At 72.4% G+C, this 19,142-nt stretch carries 14 protein-coding genes; 4 read left to right on the forward strand and 10 right to left on the reverse strand.

The features are described from left to right. Positions 1 to 45: 45 nt before the first annotated feature. On the reverse strand, positions 46 to 228 hold the full coding sequence (locus ACZ3IG_RS07620; protein WP_467429901.1) for a hypothetical protein: 183 nt from the start codon (positions 226 to 228) through the stop codon (positions 46 to 48). A 424-nt stretch (positions 229 to 652) separates the two neighbouring features. Here ACZ3IG_RS07620 and ACZ3IG_RS07625 point away from each other — a divergent pair, with 424 nt between their 5' ends. Beyond that, positions 653 to 1,096, forward strand: a complete 444-nt coding sequence (locus ACZ3IG_RS07625; RefSeq protein ID WP_467429902.1) for a hypothetical protein — start codon at positions 653 to 655, stop codon at positions 1,094 to 1,096. A gap of 44 nt (positions 1,097 to 1,140) precedes the next feature. On the opposite strand, the gene ACZ3IG_RS07630 is transcribed toward ACZ3IG_RS07625, so the two are convergent. From ACZ3IG_RS07630 to glgA, 6 genes are all read right to left on the reverse strand, one after another. Beyond that, positions 1,141 to 2,643, reverse strand: coding sequence for an SDR family NAD(P)-dependent oxidoreductase (locus tag ACZ3IG_RS07630; RefSeq protein ID WP_467429903.1), 1,503 nt, complete (start codon positions 2,641 to 2,643; stop codon positions 1,141 to 1,143). Positions 2,644 to 3,177: 534 nt separating this feature from the next. Continuing rightward, the gene (locus ACZ3IG_RS07635; RefSeq protein ID WP_467429905.1) at positions 3,178 to 4,518 is read right to left on the reverse strand and encodes a wax ester/triacylglycerol synthase family O-acyltransferase; all 1,341 of its coding nucleotides are present in this window, start codon (positions 4,516 to 4,518) and stop codon (positions 3,178 to 3,180) included. Between the two features lie 172 nt (positions 4,519 to 4,690). Then, positions 4,691 to 7,006 (reverse strand): GH92 family glycosyl hydrolase, encoded by a 2,316-nt coding sequence (locus tag ACZ3IG_RS07640; RefSeq protein WP_467429907.1) that lies wholly within the window; start codon positions 7,004 to 7,006, stop codon positions 4,691 to 4,693. A gap of 143 nt (positions 7,007 to 7,149) precedes the next feature. Beyond that, positions 7,150 to 9,768, reverse strand: a complete 2,619-nt coding sequence (locus ACZ3IG_RS07645; protein WP_467429908.1) for a PA14 domain-containing protein — start codon at positions 9,766 to 9,768, stop codon at positions 7,150 to 7,152. A gap of 246 nt (positions 9,769 to 10,014) precedes the next feature. Beyond that, positions 10,015 to 11,235, reverse strand: a complete 1,221-nt coding sequence (gene glgC / locus ACZ3IG_RS07650) for a glucose-1-phosphate adenylyltransferase (RefSeq protein WP_467429910.1) — start codon at positions 11,233 to 11,235, stop codon at positions 10,015 to 10,017. A 47-nt stretch (positions 11,236 to 11,282) separates the two neighbouring features. Continuing rightward, positions 11,283 to 12,443: a glycogen synthase gene (gene glgA / locus ACZ3IG_RS07655; RefSeq protein WP_467429912.1), complete on the reverse strand. Its 1,161-nt coding sequence runs from the start codon at positions 12,441 to 12,443 to the stop codon at positions 11,283 to 11,285. Between the two features lie 440 nt (positions 12,444 to 12,883). On the opposite strand from glgA, the gene ACZ3IG_RS07660 reads away from it, so the two are divergent. Continuing rightward, positions 12,884 to 14,179, forward strand: coding sequence for a DMT family transporter (locus ACZ3IG_RS07660; protein ID WP_467429914.1), 1,296 nt, complete (start codon positions 12,884 to 12,886; stop codon positions 14,177 to 14,179). Here ACZ3IG_RS07660 and ACZ3IG_RS07665 read toward each other — a convergent pair. After that, positions 14,169 to 15,416 carry a transglycosylase family protein gene (locus ACZ3IG_RS07665; protein WP_467429917.1) on the reverse strand — a complete coding sequence of 416 codons (1,248 nt, stop codon included), beginning with the start codon at positions 15,414 to 15,416 and terminating at the stop codon, positions 14,169 to 14,171. The two genes, ACZ3IG_RS07660 and ACZ3IG_RS07665, sit on opposite strands and share 11 nt — an antisense overlap. Positions 15,417 to 15,707: 291 nt before the next feature. Here ACZ3IG_RS07665 and gndA point away from each other — a divergent pair, with 291 nt between their 5' ends. After that, complete coding sequence (gene gndA / locus ACZ3IG_RS07670) at positions 15,708 to 17,150, forward strand: NADP-dependent phosphogluconate dehydrogenase (protein ID WP_467429918.1); 1,443 nt, start codon at positions 15,708 to 15,710, stop codon at positions 17,148 to 17,150. Positions 17,151 to 17,657: 507 nt separating this feature from the next. On the opposite strand, the gene ACZ3IG_RS07675 is transcribed toward gndA, so the two are convergent. Both ACZ3IG_RS07675 and panD read right to left on the reverse strand, forming a co-directional pair. Then, positions 17,658 to 18,002, reverse strand: coding sequence for a GNAT family N-acetyltransferase (locus ACZ3IG_RS07675; RefSeq protein ID WP_467429919.1), 345 nt, complete (start codon positions 18,000 to 18,002; stop codon positions 17,658 to 17,660). A 42-nt stretch (positions 18,003 to 18,044) separates the two neighbouring features. Then, positions 18,045 to 18,464 carry an aspartate 1-decarboxylase gene (gene panD / locus ACZ3IG_RS07680; RefSeq protein WP_467429920.1) on the reverse strand — a complete coding sequence of 140 codons (420 nt, stop codon included), beginning with the start codon at positions 18,462 to 18,464 and terminating at the stop codon, positions 18,045 to 18,047. A gap of 356 nt (positions 18,465 to 18,820) precedes the next feature. Here panD and ACZ3IG_RS07685 point away from each other — a divergent pair, with 356 nt between their 5' ends. After that, entirely contained in the window at positions 18,821 to 19,003 is a 183-nt protein-coding gene (locus tag ACZ3IG_RS07685) for a hypothetical protein (RefSeq protein WP_391995112.1), read from the forward strand. Positions 19,004 to 19,142 lie beyond the last annotated feature (139 nt).

Raw genomic sequence — 19,142 nt, forward strand, 5'->3', positions numbered from 1 at the left:
CGAGTCTCGCACGCCCATGCCGACCGTGATCATCCGGGTTCGGGTTCAGTCCACGCTGGGCAGGATGTGCGGCTCGGCGAGGTCGTCCTCGTAGCCCGCCAGGCGGATCGGGGCGGACCGGGCCCATACGTCGAGGCTGCCCAGTTGGCCGGGCCGGCGGCCCGCGCCCCCGGTGCGTTCCGCGCCTTCGACGGTTCGTTCCTCGGTCTTCGTCTTCTCCGGTGTCACCGCGCACTCCTTATGTGTCGGGTCACCCTCGGGCCTCGCCGGTCAGTCTGCTGTCCGGTGCCTGACGCCCGCGCGGGTGTCGGTCTAGAGCAGTTCGGACGCGGTGGCGCCGGTCACTCGGACGGACGATGGGTGTGGGTAGGGCCCGTACTGCGGTCCGTCCGCTCCACATTAACCAAATGAGCGGGGGTCCGCTCTATGGGGCTGCAAACTCCTGGTAATCATCATGCTTCAGCCCGCGCACAGTTGGGTCCGGTGCGCACCGTTTTGTCACATGTCGTTCACATGCGCGGGTCACCCGTTCGGCCCATGCGGCCCAGGGGCTCGGGGCAGTTCAGACGGCGTTGGCCGCGCCGCAAGGTCGTCATGGTCTGCTGCGGTGCGCAAGGGGCCGTGTCGCGGGAGATCGCGGGAGGACGGACGCGTGGAGCTGCGCAGCGTCGAGGAGCTGATGGACCTGCTGTACGCCTGCCGGGAGGCCGCCGGTCCCGGCGGCGGCCCGGCCGCCGACGCGCACGGCCACGCGCTGCGGACCGCCGCGCTGCTGCGCCGGGGCCGCCCCGCCGACAAGGAGTTGCAGATCGCCGGTCTGGTGCTCGCCGTGGGCGGGCTGCTGTGGCCCGGCGACCCGGCCGGCCGCGCCGGGCGCACCGCCGACGCGGTCCGCGGGCTGCTCGGTGACCGCGTCGCCCGTCTCGTCGCCGGCCGCCTCCGCCCGGACGCCGTGGCCGACGACGACCTGCGCCGGCTGCGCGAGGCGGAGGAGGAGGGCCGCACCGCCGTCTTCGACGCCGGGGTGCTGGAGGACTGGCGCACGGTGCTGGAACTGGTGGCGGCCCGCAACTCGCGTCTCGGCGCGGGCGGCTGACCACCACCGAGGCGTTCGCTCACCACGCGCCGGGGGCCGGCTCCTCACCACTTGCCGGGCGCGTAGTCCTTCAGGAAGACGCCGTACAGGTCCTCGCCCGCCTCGCCGCGCACGACGGGGTCGTACACCCGGGCCGCGCCGTCGACCAGGTCGAGCGGGGCGTGGAAGCCCTCCTCGGCCAGGCGCAGTTTGTCGTAGTGGGGGCGTTCGTCGGTGATCCAGCCGGTGTCCACCGAGGTCATCAGGATGCCGTCGCTCTCGAACATCTCCTGGGCGCTGGTCCGCGTCACCATGTTCATCGCGGCCTTGGCGGCGTTGGTGTTCGGGTGGCCCGCGCCCTTGTAGCCGCGGGCGAAGACGCCTTCCATCGCCGAGACGTTGACGACGTAGGCCCGCCTGGAGGGCGCCTTGCGGGCGGCCTCGGCCATCGCGGACCGGAGTTTGCTGATGAGGATGAACGGCGCCGTGTAGTTGCACAGCTGGGTCTCCAGCAGTTCCACCGGGGAGATCTGCTCGATGCTCTGCACCCAGGTGTTGCTGTCGACGACGTCGGGGACCAGGCCGCCGGCGTCGATGGCGGTGCCGTCGCGGTGCCGGACCACGCTGGCGTTGCCGGCCACCAGGGCGAGGTCGGCGACCTGCTGCGCGTCGAGGCCGCTGACCCCGGCGGGCAGCGCGGCCAGCCCGTCGACCGAGCCGGAGCCGAAGGCGCCGATGACGTGCCGCGCGGGCAGCTCACCGGCGGGCAGCGGCGCGCTCTCGCCCTCGACCAGGGCGGCGTACGCGGAGGGCAGGCGCCGTACGGTCTGCGTCGCGTTGTTGATCAGGATGTCGAGCGGGCCCTGCTCGGCCACCCGGTCGGCCAGGGCGACCGCCTGGGCGGGGTCGCGCAGGTCGATGCCGACGACTTCCAGGCGGTGGATCCAGTCGGCGGAGTCGTCCATGGCCTTGAAGCGGCGGACGGCGTCCTTGGGGAAGCGGGTGGTGATGGTGGTGTGCGCGCCGTCGCGCAGCAGCCTGAGCGCGATGTACATGCCGATCTTGGCCCGGCCGCCGGTGAGCAGCGCGCGCTTGCCGGTGAGGTCGGCGCGGGCGTCGCGCCGCATCCGGTTCTCGGCGGCGCACGGCGGGCAGAGCTGGTGGTAGAAGTAGTCGACCTCGACGTACCGCTGCTTGCAGACGTAGCAGGAGCGGGGGCGCTGGAGTATCCCCGCGATCGTGCCCTCCTCGGTGCGGGAGGAGGGCAGGATGCCCTCGGTCTCGTCGTCGATGCGCTCCGCCGAGCCGGTGGCGGTGGCCTCGGTGACCGCCTTGTCGTGGGCGGTCTTGGCGGCCCGGCGCTCCTGGCGGCGGCGCTGCTTGACCGTGCGGTAGATGTGCGAGGTGGCCCGGCGGACCGCGATCGCGTCGGGGTGGTCGACCTCGATGCCGTCGAGTTCCTTGAGCACGCTGAGGCAGACGGCGAGCCGCTCGGGGTCGATGCCGGGGCCGTACCCGGACGCGCCCACCTCGTCCGTGGCCGCCGAACCGTCCTGTGTCACCGTCATCGCCGCTGCCGTTTCCCTGGTCACCCGCGCGGCGCTCTGTCTCGCGTCCGCTGTCGAACGCCGGATTTTACGCGAGTGACGGGCCCGGCCGCCAAACCGCCCGGATCGGCACCACGGGCGACCTGCGGAACCGTCGGCCCACCTCGGCGCGGAGGCCGCGAGTGACCGGCCGGGGCCCCGACGCCTCACCGGGGAGGCCGCGGGCGAACCGGCCGGGCCGCCCCGCCCCGGATCACGCGCCCCCGCACGAGTCCACCGCCCCCCAAGGACCAGAACCCGCGGGTGGTGCGCCAGGCCGCACCCCTCCGGGTGGCGAACCGGCCGGGCCGCCCCGCCCCGGATCACGCGCCCCCGCACGAGTCCACCGCCCCCAAGGACCAGAACCCGCGGGTGGTGCGCCAGGCCGCACCCCTCCGGGTCAGGGCCGAGAGGCGTCGGCCCTGACCGCCACCGCCCCGGATCACGCCCCCGGCCAAGCCCACCGCCTCCCCCCTCGGGCCAGAACCCGCAGGTCATACGGCAGGGCTCGCCGGATCAAGGGCCGCAGGCCCTCAGCAGGGCCGTCACCTCCTCGGTCACCGCGTGGGCGAGGAGGTCGAGGTCCGGCACGGCCTCGGCGTCCGCGATCAGCCCGTAGTGGACCCGCCCCCGGTACGTCGAGACGGCGACGGCCAGTGAGTGGCCCCGGGCCAGCGGCGCGAAGGGGCAGACCTCGGTGAGCGGGTGCCCGCCGAGCTTCAGGCCGAGGCTGGGCAGGGGCACGCTGGTGACCAGGATGTCGAACCAGAGCCGGGCCGCCTGGCTGACCAGGGGGCCGCCGAGCCGGTGGCCGAGGGCCGGGACGTGATCGGCGAGCAGCGCCACGGCCCCGGCGCCGCGGGCCGGCCCGGCGTCCTTGTTGCGGTCCATGGCGGCGCGGACGGCGCCGAGGCGGGAGAGCGGGTCGGGGTCGCCGACCGGGAGCCGTATCAGGTAGCCGGAGAGCCGGTTGCCCTGGGGGTGGGCGGTGCGCGGGCGGCGCTGGGAGACGGGGATCAGGGCGCGCGGCGCCACCCCCTCGCTGCCGTCGCCGCGCTCGTCCAGCCAGCGGCGCAGGGCGCCCGCGACGACCGCGATCAGCACGTCGTTGACGGTGCCGCCCTCGGCCTTGCGGACGCGGTGCACGTCGTCGAGGTCCAGGCTGACGCCGGTCGTGCGGCGGGTGCCGGAGGACTCGGCGGTGAGCGCCGACGACGAGCGCACGTCGAGGGTGGACAGGGCGACGGAGGTGCCGATGTCCAGGGCGCGCCCGGCGTCCGAGAGGGCTCCGCGCACCAGCCCCGGCAGTTTGCGCACGTCCGGCAGCAGGGCCCGCCGGGGCGGCGCGGGCCGGGGCCGGGGCGCGGGCAGGTCCATCGGGTCGAGGACGGCCGCGGCCAGTCCCAGCGCCCTCAGCCCGTCGGCCAGGGCGTGGTGGAACTTGAACAGCACGGCGAAGGAGAATCCGTCCTCGCCCGGCAGTACGTGTGCCTCCCACGGCGGCCGGTCCCGGACCAGCGGGCGCTGCATGAGGCGGCCCGCCACGGCGTGGAAGTCATCGGTGGGGGCGTGCAGCCGGACGTGGTCGAGCGGGTCGAAGTCCGGGGCCGGCTCCCGGGCGGCGCCGCCGAACGAGAACGGCTGCCGCAGGGCGAGCGGCGGCTGCCACACGTCCCGGATGCGCATCCGCAGCCCGGGCACGCCCGCCGCGCGCAGGGCGAGCAGGTCCGCCGCGTGGGCCCCCGCGGTGGGCGAGTGCGCCGAGAAGACGCCGAGCGCCCCCAGGTGCATGGGGTGCTCGGCGGACTCGATGTTCCAGAACGCCAGATCGAGGGGAGCGAGCAGATCGGAAGTCAATGGCTTGCCTCGCGTCGATGACGGATGTCGCTGACGGATGTCGCTGACGGGTCGAGACAAGCAGTCAAACTCTCCTCACCGATTACGGTCAAGTACGATCAAGCTACACACAGTTAACAAAGGATTAAGTCCCGCCCCTCGGGGAGGGGCGGGACTCATGGGGCGTCTGAGGTCACGTCAGCGCAGGTGGCGCCGCCTGGGGTGACGTTCCCCACCCGGACGGCTGCGGGCCGACCGTGAACCCGAGCGACCGCGTCGAGCGCAGCGCGTCGGTCGTCAGATAGGTCCGGTCATAGCTCTTCCGGTCCGTCCGGGCCGACTGGACGTAGCGGTCGGTGTCCGAGGTGCCGGGGGCGGTGATCGTCAGGGCGCCGCGCGGGTAGTAGTGGCGGTCCAGGGTCAGGTCGACCCGGTCGAAGACCGGTGTGGACAGCCCCCAGGTGTCGTAACCGGGCTGGATCGGGAAGATCCCGATCGAGGACAGCACGTTCCAGGCGGACATGGTCCCGAGATCGTCGTTCCCGGTCATGCCGGTCGGGGTGTCCGTGAACAGGGTCAGCGCGGCGTGCACCACGTCGGTGGTCTTCCAGGGCTGCCCGGTGGAGAGGTAGGTGTACGGGGCGATGAGGTCGGGCTCGTTCTGCGGGTTGTACTTGTCGGCGTTGTAGTAGTCGTACGGCCCGTTGACCCAGACGTCACGGGCGGTGCCCGCCGGGTCGGCGAGGAGCCGGTCGTAGGCGAAGAAGGAGTCCAGCCGCGTGTTCGCGGCGTCGGTGCCGCCGATCAGGTCGATCATGCCCGGCAGGTCCTGCGGGACGAGCCACTGGTACTGCCAGCTGGTCCCCTCGTGGAAGCCCTCGCTCTGCGCCGGGTCGGCCGGGCCGGTGAAGGCGCCCGCGGCGTCGCGGGCGCGGAAGAAGCCGGTCGAGGGGTCGAAGACGGTCCGGTAGTTCTGGGCGCGGGCGGCGTACCGGGCGGCGTCCTCGTGGTGGCCGAGGTCGCCGGCCATCCGCGCGAGCATCGCGTCCGACAGGGCGTACTCCAGGGTGGCGGAGGCGCCGTGGTCGTAGTCGGAGTCACCGGGCTTGGCGTGCGGGCGGCCCTTGACGTACGGGGCGAAGCCGTCGGCGAGGTACTCCCGGTTGGCCTCCCGGCCCACCGCCGGGGACTCGGCGGGCGGCACCCCGTCGGCGTTCTTCTTCAGCGCCCGGTACGCCTGCTCCTCGTAGCCCTTCAGCAGGCCCTGCTGGTAGGCGTTGGTGAGGAACGGGGTGACCGGGTCGCCGGTCATGATGTTGGTCTCGACGGTGCCGTAGCCCCACTTGGGCAGCCAGCCGCTCTGCTCGTCGATCTTGAGGACGGAGATCGCCATGTCCCGCGCCTGGCGCGGCGCCAGCAGGGACAGCAGCTGGGACTGGGTGCGGTAGGTGTCCCACAGCGACCAGTTCTGGTAGTACGTGAAGCCCTTCGCCCGGTGCTTGCCCTGGTCCCAGCCGGTGTAGCGGCCGTCGACGTCGCTGCCGATGTTCGGCGCGAGGAAGGACCGGTACAGGGACGAGTAGAAGGTACGGCGCAGGGTGTCGTCGCCGCCCCGGACGCGCACGTCGTCCAGGCGCTCCTCCCAGGTGCGGTCGGCCGCCTCGCGCACGGCGTCGAAGGAACGGCCGCCCTCGGCGCGGAGGTTGAGGGCGGCGCCGCGCGCGTCGACGTAGGACAGGGCGGTGGTCGCCTCGACGGTGCGGTCCTTCGTCGTGTCGAAGCGCAGGTAGGCGCCGTCGCGGCCGGTCTTGGCCCCGGCGGTGACGGTGGCGCCCTCCCAGGTGCCGTAGGCGGTGAAGGGGCGGTCGAAGCGGGTGACCGTGTAGACGGTGTACGGCTCGGTGTCCTGGCAGAAGCCGCTGCCGGTGATGGCGGTGCGCACGGTACGGCTGTCCAGGATCTCCACCTCGGTGGCGACCGTGCGGTGCAGCGACTGGCCCGCGTTGAGCAGCACGTTGGCCTTGTCGGTGGCCGGGAAGGTGTAGCGCTGCACTCCGGTGCGCTCGGTCGCGGTCAGCTCGGCCTCGATGCCGGAGTCCAGGCCGACCCGGTAGTAGCCGGGGCTCGCCGCCTCGTCGTCGTGGCTGAAGCCGGCGGCGTACTGGGTGTAGTCCGTCTCGGTGACGTCGCCGGTGGTGGGCAGCACCGGCAGGTCGCCGCCGAGGCCGCAGCCCACGCCGGAGAGGTGGACCAGGGAGAAGCCCCGGACGCGGTCGTTCGAGTAGTCGTAGCCGACGTTGTGGCCGGTGTCCGGGGAGAGCTGCACCATGCCGAAGGGCACGGCGGCACCGGGGTAGGTGTTGCCCTCGTTCTCGGTGCCGATGAAGGGGTTGACCAGGGCGGTCAGCGGGCCGTCGGGGGCGGTGGCCGCCTGTGCGGTGGGAGCGGCGAGGGCGGTGCCGAGCAGTGCGGCGGCCGCGAAGCCGCGGATGCGGTGGGTCCATCTCATGCGGTTGCCTCCAGGCAGGGGGACGTCGCGTGGATGCCGGGTGCGGGTCCGTTGTGGCTGGGCGCGCCCACGCGGCGGAGCCGCATGTCGACACGGCCCCGCGCCCCTGGGGCGGGGCCCGCACCCGGCGTCCTGTCGCTCGGTCAGACGCAGCCCGCCGGAGTCGGGCGGGAGACGTCGGTGATCAGTTGCTCGTGCGCCGCCTTCAGGCGCGGTACGTCGGGCTTGACCACCTTGCGGTCGTAGGTCAGCAGCCCGTTCAGCTCACCTTCGACGTCCGTGATCTGCGTGTAGACGGCACCGTTGCCGCCCTTGCAGGCCAGGGCGCGCACCTCGTCGAGCTTGGTGAGGTAGTCGTCGGTGTACGTCGCCGGGTCGACGTCGACGTACGACTGCTGGACGGACCAGGCGTGACCGGGCACCGCGAGGCCGAGGCCGCCGTACTCGCCGCTCACCAGGGCGCGTTCGCCGTCCGGGGACGGTGGCAGGGCCGGGCTCGGATAGCCGTGCTCGTCCATGATGTCGCCGGCGCCGCCGTCGGCCCCGAGGTTCAGGCCGGACTGGTTGTTGACCAGCCGGGTCGGGTCCCATGCCTTGGCCTGCTCGGCGATCCGGCCGATGTCGTACTGGCCCCAGCCCTCGTTGAAGGTGACCCACATGATCACCGACGGGCTGCTGATGTGCTCGTCGATGATCTCCTTCATCTCGCGCTCGAACTCGGCGCGGGCGGCGGTGGACGGGCTGACGCCCGCCGTCATGGCCGGGATGTCCTGCCAGACCAGCAGGCCCAGCTTGTCCGCCCAGTAGAACCAGCGGTCCGGCTCCACCTTGATGTGCTTGCGGACCGAGTTGAAGCCCATCTCCTTGTGCATCTTCAGGTCGTGGGCGAGGGCCTCGTCGGTCGGCGCGGTGTGCAGGCCGTCGGGCCAGAAACCCTGGTCGAGGGTGGCCATCAGGAAGACCGGTTCGCCGTTGAGCAGGGTGCGCGGGGTGCCGTTCACCTTCTCCACGGAGACCGAGCGCATGCCGAAGTAGCTGCCGACGCGGTCCTTGCCGACGGTGACCTCCAGGTCGTAGAGGAACGGGTCGTCCGGGGACCACAGCCGCGGGTTCCTGATCTTCAGGGTGAGGGGCTCGCCGGTGCGGCCGGTGACCGTGGCGACCCTGCGCTTGCCCTCGTAGGCGGTGGCCGTGACCCGTACGCCGTCGCGGACGCCCTGCGGCTCGACGGCGACGGTGGACGCGTCGACGTCGGGGGTGATCTTGAGCGAGTCGGTGTGGTCGGCGGCGACCGGCTCCATCCACACCGTCTGCCAGATGCCGGAGGACGGCGTGTACCAGATGCCGCTCGGGTCCAGGCGCTGCTTGCCCAGCGGCGGGTTCTCGCCGTCGGCGGCGTCGGTCGGGTCGTAGACGCCGACGATCAGCTCCTGCGTGCGGCCGGGCTTGAGCGCGTCGGTGACGTCGACGCTGAACTTGTCGTAGCCGCCCTTGTGGTCGGCGACCTCGACGCCGTTGACGTAGACCTCGGACTGCCAGTCCACGGCGCCGAAGTTGAGCTGGAGGCGCTGCTGGGAGCCGACCTTCCAGTCCTTGGGGACGGTGAAGGTGCGGCGGTACCACATGCGGTCCTCGTGCCGCTCGATGCCGGAGAGCTGTGACTCCACCGGGTACGGGACGAGGATGCGCTCCTTCAGCTTCTTGCCGACCGGCGGCCGCTCACCGGCCTCGGCGGCGGCGAACTGCCAGCTGCCGTTGAGGTTGCGCCAGTCGTCGCGGGTCAGCTGCGGGCGCGGGTACTCGGGCAGCGCGTTGTCCGGCCCGACCTCGTCGGCCCAGTCGGTGCGCAGCTCGTAGGTGGAGCGGTTGGAGCCGCTCGTCCAGAACGCGCTGACAACGTTGCCGTCGGCGGTCGTCAGGCCGCCTTCGCCGTCGTAGCGGATGTCGGCGGTGCCGGGGGCGGTGCCGCTCTTGTTGCCGACGACGGGTTCGTCGAGGGCGACGAGGAGGGAGTGGGGGTCCTCGGGGTCGGCCTTCGCCTCGCCCAGGGGCCAGGTGGCGCCGCCGATGACCGCCGTGAGGTGGTCGGCGAAGCCGGCCGGGGGCGTGGCGACGGGGTGGGCGAAGCCGAGCTTCAGGGTGCGCCCGGTGGCCAGGACGGTGGCCGAGGTGGCGCCGTCGTAGTCGTAGCCCTCGGGCAGTCGGAACGCCGACTGCGGGACCGCTTCCTTGGCGCCGCCGGGCTCGGTCCAGCGCAGGTGGAGGTTGGAGCCGCCGTAGTGCTCGAAGTACTCCAGCTTGATGTCGTAGGACTGGCCCGCGGTCAGCTCGATCGGCTGGGCGGTCTGTTCGCGGTCCCAGTCGTCGACCCAGTGGTCGATGGCGAGCTGTCCGCCGATCCAGAGGCGGAAGCCGTTGTCGCCGATGATCGAGAAGGTGTGCGGGCCGGTCTCCTCGGGGACCAGCCGGCCGGTCCAGCGGACGCTGACGTCGTCCGACTGCCCGGTGGCGAACTTGAGGCGCGACTCCAGGTTGCCGAAGTCGACCTGCGGGTCGAAGCCGGTGGCCTTCAGCTCGTCGAAGTCGAAGGCGCCGGGGGCGGAGTGGGTGTAGTACTCGCCCTTGAGGCCGTGGACCTCCACGGCCGGGCCGTCGTCGGGGGCGGTAGCCGCGCCGGCGGCGGGCACGGCGGCGAGGGTGCCGATGCCGAGCGCCGTGGCCAGCAACAGGGCCACGCGGTCTCTGAGTCGTCTGATGCGCACGAATCCTCTCCTTCGAGGGTCCTTCGAGGAGGACGGGGGCGGTCGTCACACCGACACTGCATTACATCGATGTAACGGCAGATGCATGACAACACGGATTCCGATTGGCGTCCAGGGACATGACAACGTCGACCGGTGGTACCCGCCTCTGAGCCCGCCCGTCGGCCCGACCGCTCCGGGCCGACGGGCGGCGCACCGGCCGGGCGGCGCGCGGGACCGCCCGGCCGGAGTCGGGAACCGGGTGCGCTACGGCACCCGTTGGCCCTTGCCGAGGGCGATCACCCCGCCCCTGGAGACCGTGTACAGCTCGGCGTCCCGCTCCGGGTTGACCCCGATCGTCGCGCCCGGCGGCACCTGGACGTTCTTGTCCAGCACCGCCCCGCGCACCACCGCGCCCCGCCCGACGTGCACGTTGTCGTGCAGCACCGAGCCCTGCACCACCGCCCCCGGGTCGACCACGACCCCCGGTGACAGCACGGACCGCGTGACCTGGCCCCGGATCAGGCATCCCGCGCTGACGATCGACTCGCTGGCGATGCCGCCCGCGTTGAACCGGGCGGGCGAGAGCTGCCCGGAGGAGGTGTAGACCGGCCACTGGCGGTTGTAGAGGTTGAAGGCGGGGCGCTCGGCGATCAGGTCCATGTGGGCGTCGTAGTAGGCGTCGAGGGTGCCCACGTCCCGCCAGTAGCCCTGGTCGCGGCTGGTCTCGCCGGGCACGTGGTTGTCGCTGAAGTCGTACAGCCCGGCCTCGCCCCGGTCGGTGAGCTGGGGCAGGATCGAACCGCCCATGTCGTGCGCGGAGCCGTCGTCCTCCGCGTCCCGGTGCAGTGCGTCGATCAGGGCCTTGGTGGTGAAGACGTAGTTGCCCATCGAGGCGAAGACGCACGCCGGGTCGTCGGCCAGACCGGGAGGGTCGGCGGGCTTCTCCAGGAAGCGCTCGACCGTCAGGCCGTCGGAGGCGGGGGTGATCACGCCGAAGGACGCCGACTCGGTGCGCGGCACCCGTATGCCGGCCACGGTGACGCCCGCGCCGGACTCGATGTGCTGGGCGAGCATCTGGCGCGGGTCCATGCGGTAGACGTGATCGGCGCCGAACACCGCGACGTACTCGGGCTGTTCGTCGTACACGAGGTTCAGCGACTGGAGGATCGCGTCGGCGCTGCCCAGGTACCAGCGGGGACCGAGGCGCTGCTGGGCGGGGACCGGGGTGACGTAGTTGCCCAGCAGGCTGGACATCCGCCAGGTGGTGGTGACGTGCCGGTCCAGGGAGTGCGACTTGTACTGCGTGAGCACGCAGATGCGCAGGATGTCGCCGTTGACCAGGTTGGAGAGGACGAAGTCGACGAGGCGGTACGTGCCGCCGAACGTCACCGCGGGTTTGGCCCGGTCCGCGGTCAGGGGCATCAGCCGCTTGCCCTCACCGCCCGCCAGGACGACACCGAGCACCGAAGGACCTCCACGACGCATGGCCGCTCCCCTCCCACCCTCTACGCCAGTTGCTCCGTCACGCCTGATCACATCTGTTTCAGGACGTCCTCGTAGAGCCGGACCGTACGGCGGGCCACCGCGTCCCACCCGAACTCGGCCACCGCCCGTTCCCGTCCCGCCTCGCCCATCCGGCGGGCGCCCTCGGGGTCGCCGATGACCGCGTCCAGGGCCCGCGCGAGCCCCGCCTCGAAACCGTCGTCCACATCGACGAGTACCCCGGTTTCACCGTCCGCCACGACCTCGGGGATGCCACCGGTGCGCGAGGCCACGACGGGGGTGCCGCAGGCCATCGCCTCCAGGTTGACGATGCCGAGCGGCTCGTACACCGACGGGCAGACGAACACGGCGGCGTGGGTGAGGAGTTGCACCACCTCGGGCCGGGGCAGCATCCGCGGGATCCAGCGCACGCCGTCACGCGCCCGGCTCAGCTCGTCGTACAGATCGCGGAACTCCCGGTCGATCTCGGGCGTGTCGGGGGCACCGGCGCACAGCAAGACCTGCGCGGCGGGGTCGATGTCCCGTACCGCGCGCAGCAGATGGGGCACGCCCTTCTGACGGGTGATGCGGCCGACGAAGAGCACGTACGGGCGGGCACGGTCCAGGCCGACGCGGTCCAGGACGTCGGTGGCCGGGTCGGGCCGGTACAGCCGGGTGTCGATGCCGTTGTGCACGACGTGCACCCGGTCGGCGGGGAGCGCCGGGTAGCAGGTGAGGATGTCGTCGCGCATCGCGCCGGAGACGGCGATCACCGCGTCGGCCGACTCCACGGCGGTGCGTTCCGCCCAGCTCGACAGCGCGTAGCCGCCGCCGAGCTGCTCGGCCTTCCAGGGGCGCAGCGGCTCCAGGGAGTGGGCGGTCACCACGTGCGGGACGCCGTGCAGCAGCTTGGCGAGGTGGCCGCCGAGGTTGGCGTACCAGGTGTGGGAGTGGACCAGCTCGCGGCCGGCCAGCGCGTCGGTCATGGCGAGGTCCACGGAGAGGGTGCGCAGCGCGTCGTTGGCGCCGTCCAGGGCGGACCAGGGGCGGTGGCGCCGCACCCCGGCGCCGTCGGCGCCCGACGGCTCGCCCCAGCAGTGCACGTCCAGGTCGACCAGGGCGGCCAGTTCCCGTGCGAGGAACTCCACATGGACGCCCGCGCCGCCGTACACGTCCGGCGGGTACTCCCGGGTCAGCAGTCCCACACGCACCCGGAACCTCCCGTCTCGGCGGCTGGTCCCCTCATGGTCACCCAGCGGGGGCGCCGGGGGAAGAGCGCGACGTGTGCGGCTGGGGCGGTGGAGGGACCGGCTCGGGGGCGCGGGCAGGGTGCGGGGACCGGCTCGGCGACGCGAGCCGGGTACGGGACCGGCGCGTACTGTGCGGCCGGTGCCGTCGGTGCGGGCAGTGCTCGTGCGGCCGGGCAGGTGCCGTTGTCCGCTTCCGGGGCGCGGGCCGGGCGGCGGGATCGCCCACCCTGGGGAGGACCGGGAGGCGACCGTACTCCATCGGCAGTATGACCCAAAGAGTGCTCAGGGCTGACGACGGGACGGGCCGCGCGCGGCAAGGTGGCTGGTATGAAAGCCGACTGTTCGCCGCGCCGGGCCGGGCCGACCGGGCCGGGCCGTCGCCTCACGCAGAGGAGCGGCCGATGAGCGCCCTCGCGTTGTCCGTGGTGCTGTCGCTCGTGTCCGCCGTCGCCTACGCGGGCGGCGCCATCGTCCAGGAGCAGGTCGCGCTGTCCTCCCCCGGCCGGCAGTACGCGCCGATGCGCCGGCCCACCTGGTGGGCGGCGGTCGCGCTGAACGGCCTGGGCGGGCTGCTGCACGTGGCGGCCCTCGCCTACGGCCCGCTCAGCCTGGTGCAGCCGCTGGGCGCGCTGACCATCGTCTTCGCCCTGCCCATGGCGGCGCTGTTCGTGCGGCGCCCGGCCGGTGCGACGGCCTGGCGCGGCGCGGTGATGGCGACGGTGGGTCTGGCGGGCCTGCTGTCGCTGGTCGGCTCGGCGGACTCGCGGTCGCTGGACACCGCCCAGCGGACGGTGGTGGCCCTGGTGACCGCCGGGGCGGTCGTGGCGCTGATGGCCGCCGCGCGGGCCGCCCGCCGGCACCCGATGGCGCGCAGCATGCTGCTGGCGACCGCGTCCGGCGTCGCCTTCGGCATGTCGTCGGTGTTCACCAAGACGGTCGCGGTCGACTGGACCGGTGGCGTGTCCGCGGCCGATCTGCCGTCCCTGGCGGTGATCGGCGTACTGGCCACGGCCGGCATGCTGCTGTCCCAGGCGTCCTACCGGGGCGCGGGCCTGGCCGCCCCGCTGGCCGCGCTGACGGTGGTGAACCCGGTGGCGGCCGCGGCGGTCGGCATCACGATGTTCGGCGAGACCTTCCGGTACGGCGCGACCGGCACCGTGCTCGCCCTGGGCTGCGGGGTGGTGGCCGCGGGCGGCCTGATCCTGCTGACGACGGAGCGGATCGCGGTCACGGAACGGCGGGCGCAAGCAGCCGGCGGGGCGGCGCCGTCCACCGGTGAGGTGCCGGCGCAGGGCACGCCGCCGTCCGGCCGCGCGGCGCGCGAGGGTACCGCCCTGACGGGTGCGGCACCGTCGACGGCCCAGGACCAGGACCACGCGAAGGGCCGTGCGCCGGACCAGGCGCAGGAGCGGGTACGGGAACAGGACCGGCAGCGGGGACCGGCGCGGGACCGGAAGCAGGGACAGGACCGCGGGCAGGGCCAGGACCGCGGGCAGATCGCCCTGCCCGCCCCGGCGCCGTCACCGGCCGCGGAGACCGCGCCGGCGGAGGAGACGTACTCGGACGACGGGATACGTGAGGCGGCCGGAACCGCAGCCGCGGTTCCGGCCCTGGCCCACTCCTGCGGCTACGGCGTCTTCACCGACCTGCCCTGCGCCCTGTCGGCCGTACCGGGCCGGCACGGAGTCAGATCCTGACCCCGCCGGCCCTCAGATAGGCGACCGGGTCGACGTCCGTGCCGAAGCCGGGCCCGGTCCGCACCTCGAAGTGGAGGTGCGGGCCCGTGCTGTTGCCGGTGGACCCGGAACGGCCGATGCGCTGGCCGGCGCCCACGCTCTGCCCGTCCTTCACGGAGATCGCGGACAGATGCGCGTACTGGCTGTACCGGCCGTCGGCGTGCCGGACGACCACCTGGTAGCCGAAGGAGCCCTCCCAGCCGGCGCTGACCACCTGGCCCGCGGCGACCGACTTGACCGACGTGCCGGTGGGCACGGGGAAGTCGACGCCCGTGTGGTAGCCCTGCGACCAGGAGGAACCCGTCTGGTGGTACGGCGTGCCGGTGGCGGCGTCGACAGGGGCCATCAGGGAGCGCCCGGTGGTCGCCTTGTTCGCGCCGCGCTCCGAGGAGGACTTCTGCTTCGGCTCGACCGACGTGGTTGTGCGCTCGGGCTTGGTCTTCTTCTCGGCCTTGGTCTTCTTTTCGGTCTTGCTTTCGGCCTTGCTCTCGGACGTCTTGCCGGTCAGCGTCAGCCGCTGGCCCGGCAGTATCATGTCGGGATCTTCTCCGACCTCGCTGCGATTGGCGTCGTAGAGCTTCTGCCAGCCGCCCCGCACCCGCTGGGCGTCCGCGATGCCTGACAGCGTGTCGCCGGAGATGACGGTGTACATCTGGGACCGCCCGGCACGGGACTGGGGAGTGCTCTGCGGCCGCACGTCCACCGCGGCGCTCTTCTCGCCGCTCTTCTTGCCGCCGCTCTTCTGCTTCTGCTGCTTGTGCCGCTCGCTCTTGGCGTCCTTCTCGGCGCCCCCGGCCGGGTGGATGTCGGGTGCGTCGCCGCCACGGGTCAGCCCGGCCCGGGTCGAGCAGACCGGCCAGGCACCAGGGCCCTGCCCGTCCAGCACCTTCTCCGCCACGGCGATCTGCTCGTCCCGGGTGGCCAGATCCGCTCGCGGCGCGTACCGCGTGCCGCCGAACGCCTCCCACGTGGACTGGGTGAACTGCAGCCCGCCGTAGAAGCCGTTGCCGGTGTTGATGTCCCAGTTCCCGGTGGACTCGCAGGCGGCCACCTTCTCCCAGGTGTCCAGGTCGGCCGCGTGCGCGGTGCCGGTGCCGATGAGCGGGAGCGCTATCCCGGCCCCGCCCGCGGTGACGGTCAGTGAGGCACGGTTGATCCTGTTCGGCTGGTACCGGCGGTGCCGACCGCGTACGGCCATGGAGATCCCCCTCGACACGGAGTCAGGAGCAACGAAGACGAGCATTGAGAACCGGCCATGACGATACGGCCCCCGGTTGCCCCGCGAGGCGGAATGGCGTGGAACCGGCGGTTGTTGGCCGGATGAGGCACGTGTCCGATGAGCCGTCGGCACCCTCCCGTGCGTACCGGTGTGTGCGTCGGCCGTGGAGGTGCGGCCGGCATACCGGCACGTCAGGATGGTCCGACAGCGGCCGTAGGCTGACGGGCACGACCGGCACCACCGACACTCGGGTCACTAGGAGCCAAGGTAATGAGCACTACAGCGCAGATCGGCGTCACGGGTCTCGCGGTCATGGGCCGCAACCTCGCCCGTAACTTCGCCCGCAACGGTTACACCGTCGCCCTGCACAACCGGACGGCGTCGAAGACGCACGCGCTGGTCGAGGAGTTCGGGAGCGAGGGAGACTTCGTCGCCACCGAGACCGCCAAGGAGTTCGTGGCGGCGCTGGAACGGCCGCGGCGTCTGGTGATCATGGTGAAGGCGGGTGACCCGACCGACGCGGTGATCCAGGAGTTCGCCCCGCTCCTGGAGCCGGGCGACATGATCATCGACGGCGGCAACGCGCACTTCGCGGACACCCGGCGCCGCGAGCGCGAGCTGCGCGAGCAGGGCATCCACTTCGTCGGCATGGGCGTCTCGGGCGGGGAGGAGGGCGCGCTCAACGGCCCGAGCATCATGCCCGGGGGCCCCTCCGAGTCCTATGACTCCCTGGGCCCGATGCTGGAGAAGATCTCGGCGAAGGCGGCGGACGGCGCCCCCTGTGTGACGCACGTCGGTCCGGACGGCGCCGGGCACTTCGTGAAGATGGTGCACAACGGTATCGAGTACGCCGACATGCAGCTCATCGGCGAGGCGTACCAGCTGCTGCGCGACGTCGCCGGCTACTCCCCCGCGCGGATCGCGGAGATCTTCCGCACCTGGAACACCGGCCGGCTCGACTCGTACCTGATCGAGATCACCGCCGAGGTGCTCTCGCACGTGGACGCGGCGACGGGCGAGCCGTTCGTGGACGTGGTGGTCGACCAGGCGGAGCAGAAGGGCACCGGCCGCTGGACGGTCCAGATCGCCCTGGACCTCGGCGTTCCGGTCTCGGGCATCGCGGAGGCGGTCTTCGCCCGCTCGCTGTCCGGTCACGCGGCGCTGCGGGAGGCGTCCCGCGGGCTGGCGGGCCCGAAGCCGTCGCCGCTGCCGGAGTCGGAGGCGGCGGCCTTCGCCGACCGGGTGGAGCAGGCCCTGTACGCGTCGAAGATCGTGTCGTACACGCAGGGCTTCCACGAGATCTCCGCGGGCAGCGAGGAGTACGGCTGGGACATCGACCTGGGCGCGGTCTCGGCGCTGTGGCGGGGCGGCTGCATCATCCGCGCGGCCTTCCTGGACCGTATCCGCGCCGCGTACGACGCCCGGCCGGACCTGCCGAGCCTGCTGTCGGACGAGACGTTCGCACGGGAGATCGCCGAGGCGCAGGACGACTGGCGGGAGGTGCTGGTCGCCGCGACCCGGCAGGGAGTGCCGACCCCCGGCTTCGCCGCCGCCCTCGCCTACTACGACGCCCTGCGCGCCGAGCGCCTGCCCGCCGCCCTCACCCAGGGCCAGCGGGACTTCTTCGGCGCGCACACCTACCGGCGCACCGACCGGGAGGGCTCGTTCCACACGCTGTGGGGCGGGGACCGGTCGGAGGTGGCCGGCCAGTAGGGCCTGTCACCGGGGCCGCGGGCCGTCGGCGTGCCGCCCGTGGGCGGCGTCAGCTCAGCGGCGGTCCCGGCTCCGGGTTCGGCACGGGTTCCGGTCCCGGCGGGATCGGCGACGGTGAGGGCTCCGGCGGGCCGGGGTGCGGAGGCGGCGGGGTGGGCTGCGGTCCCGGGCCCGGAGGCGGGGGTGTCGGCTGCGGGCCCGGGCCCGGGGGTGTAGGCCCTGGGCCCGGGCCGGGACCTGGGCCGGGGGCCGGACCGGGCGGCGGCTCGGGTGGCGGGACCGGGTCCGGATACGGCTGCGGCGGCTCGGGGTCCGGGCCCGGCGTCGGCCCCGGCGGGACGGGGTCCGGATACGGGTTCGTCATGGCGGGTGTCCTCCGGCCAGTAGGTCTGCGTCGGCTCTGGACTACTCCCCCGCCTACCCGGGTGCCGCTCCGCCACTCACTCCCCCGTATGAACGGGAAGACCCAGGTGGGCCCGGTGCGCGCGAAGACGCGGCCGGGCCCCCTCAGAACCGTCCGGGGTGCGCCTTCAGCCAGTCCTTCGCCGCGCGCAGCAGCTCCGGGTCGGCCGCCGGGGCCTCGTCGGGGTGCCGCTCGGCCCACTTGACGACGTACGGGCACAGCGGGGCGACGGTGACGCCCTCGCGCTGTGCGATCGCGTACAGCTCATGGGCGAGCGAGCCCGCGATGCCCTTCCCCTCGTGGGCCGGCTCGACGATGGTGTGCACCGGGACCAGGGCGCGGCCGGGAGCGTCGAGCACGAAGTACTCGATCCGGCCGACGACGTCGTCGCCGGCCACCGCCTCCAGGCGGCCCGCCGCCCGGTCGTCACGGATCTCGATGTCGCTCACGGCCACGCTCCCTGTTCCTCGGTCCTCGCCGCGCTCGCCGCGTCAGGCCGACACGGCCTGCGGGCTGCGCTCCTGGTCCGAGCCCGGTACCGGCTCGGACGGGTCCGCGCCCAGGGCGACGACGCGGTTGTCGCGGTCCACGTGCACGACCTGCGGCTTCAGCGCCCGCGCCTCGGCGTCGGTCACCTGAGCGTAACTGATGATGATCACGAGATCGCCGGGGTGGACGAGATGAGCGGCGGCCCCGTTGATCCCGACGACGCCGGAGCCGCGCTCGCCCTCGATGACGTAGGTCTCCAGCCGGGCGCCGTTGGTGATGTCGACGATGTGCACCAGCTCACCGGGCAGCAGATCGGCGGCGTCCAGCAGGTCGGCGTCGATGGTGACCGATCCCACGTAGTGCAGGTCGGCCTGGGTGACGGTGGCGCGGTGGATCTTGGACTTGATCAAAGTTCGCAGCACTTTGGACTCCTAGAAGACGGCTCCCCGCCAGCTTTCTGCAGGTCAGGGGCGTCCTTCACTGTACATCGGCATGTCTTCGACTCGAAGACTTTCCAGAACATCGTGCGTCATGGCGAGCAGGCTTCTCACCTGCGCGATCTGCACGAAGCAGCCTGCCGCGAAGCCATCAACCGGGAGCATGTACGGAAGACTGCCCCGGTCCAATGCTGATTGGATGCTGACTTACCTGATGAGTCGTCAGGTAAGTTGAGAGGTCCAGAACAAAGTGCGAACTGGGGTCAGTGGCGGTGAGGTAAAGGACCAGGGCCGGCCAGCACGCTCCTCCACCACACGACTGAGCGCTTCCGCGAGTACAGATGACAGATCTCAGCCGCCTGGTCGACGATCCGGCCGCATGGGCCCCGATCCACAAGATCGCGGGAACACTGGACAAAGCGCTCCCTGGAATCTTCGCCGCCGACTACGCCGAACGTCTGGAAGCGGCCCGGCACCGTCTCCGGACGGCCACGGGCAGCCTTGCCGAAGAGCGAGACGGCTGAGCTGTCCTTGCCCACCACCAGCGCGCTTCCGTGAAAGCCATGTCGTGTGTTAAAGCCGCCCCCCCGCGGTGTCAAAACACAAAGGCCACCCCCAACCCCCCCGCCCCCCCGAAGTAAGCGGCGCAGCGGCCCGGCACCA

It is taken from the genome of Streptomyces sp. NPDC016677 (assembly GCF_055562815.1).

Excerpts from the sequence above, each read along its gene's own strand:
- glgC (WP_467429910.1), bottom strand. The coding sequence starts at position 11,235 with ATGCGTCGTGGAGGTCCTTCGGTGCTCGGTGTCGTCCTGGCGGGCGGT.
- ACZ3IG_RS07640 (WP_467429907.1), bottom strand. The coding sequence starts at position 7,006 with ATGAGATGGACCCACCGCATCCGCGGCTTCGCGGCCGCCGCACTGCTC.
- ACZ3IG_RS07665 (WP_467429917.1), bottom strand. The coding sequence starts at position 15,416 with ATGGCCGTACGCGGTCGGCACCGCCGGTACCAGCCGAACAGGATCAAC.
- ACZ3IG_RS07630 (WP_467429903.1), bottom strand. The coding sequence starts at position 2,643 with ATGACGGTGACACAGGACGGTTCGGCGGCCACGGACGAGGTGGGCGCG.
- gndA (WP_467429918.1), top strand. The coding sequence starts at position 15,708 with ATGAGCACTACAGCGCAGATCGGCGTCACGGGTCTCGCGGTCATGGGC.
- ACZ3IG_RS07660 (WP_467429914.1), top strand. The coding sequence starts at position 12,884 with ATGAGCGCCCTCGCGTTGTCCGTGGTGCTGTCGCTCGTGTCCGCCGTC.
- ACZ3IG_RS07685 (WP_391995112.1), top strand. The coding sequence starts at position 18,821 with ATGACAGATCTCAGCCGCCTGGTCGACGATCCGGCCGCATGGGCCCCG.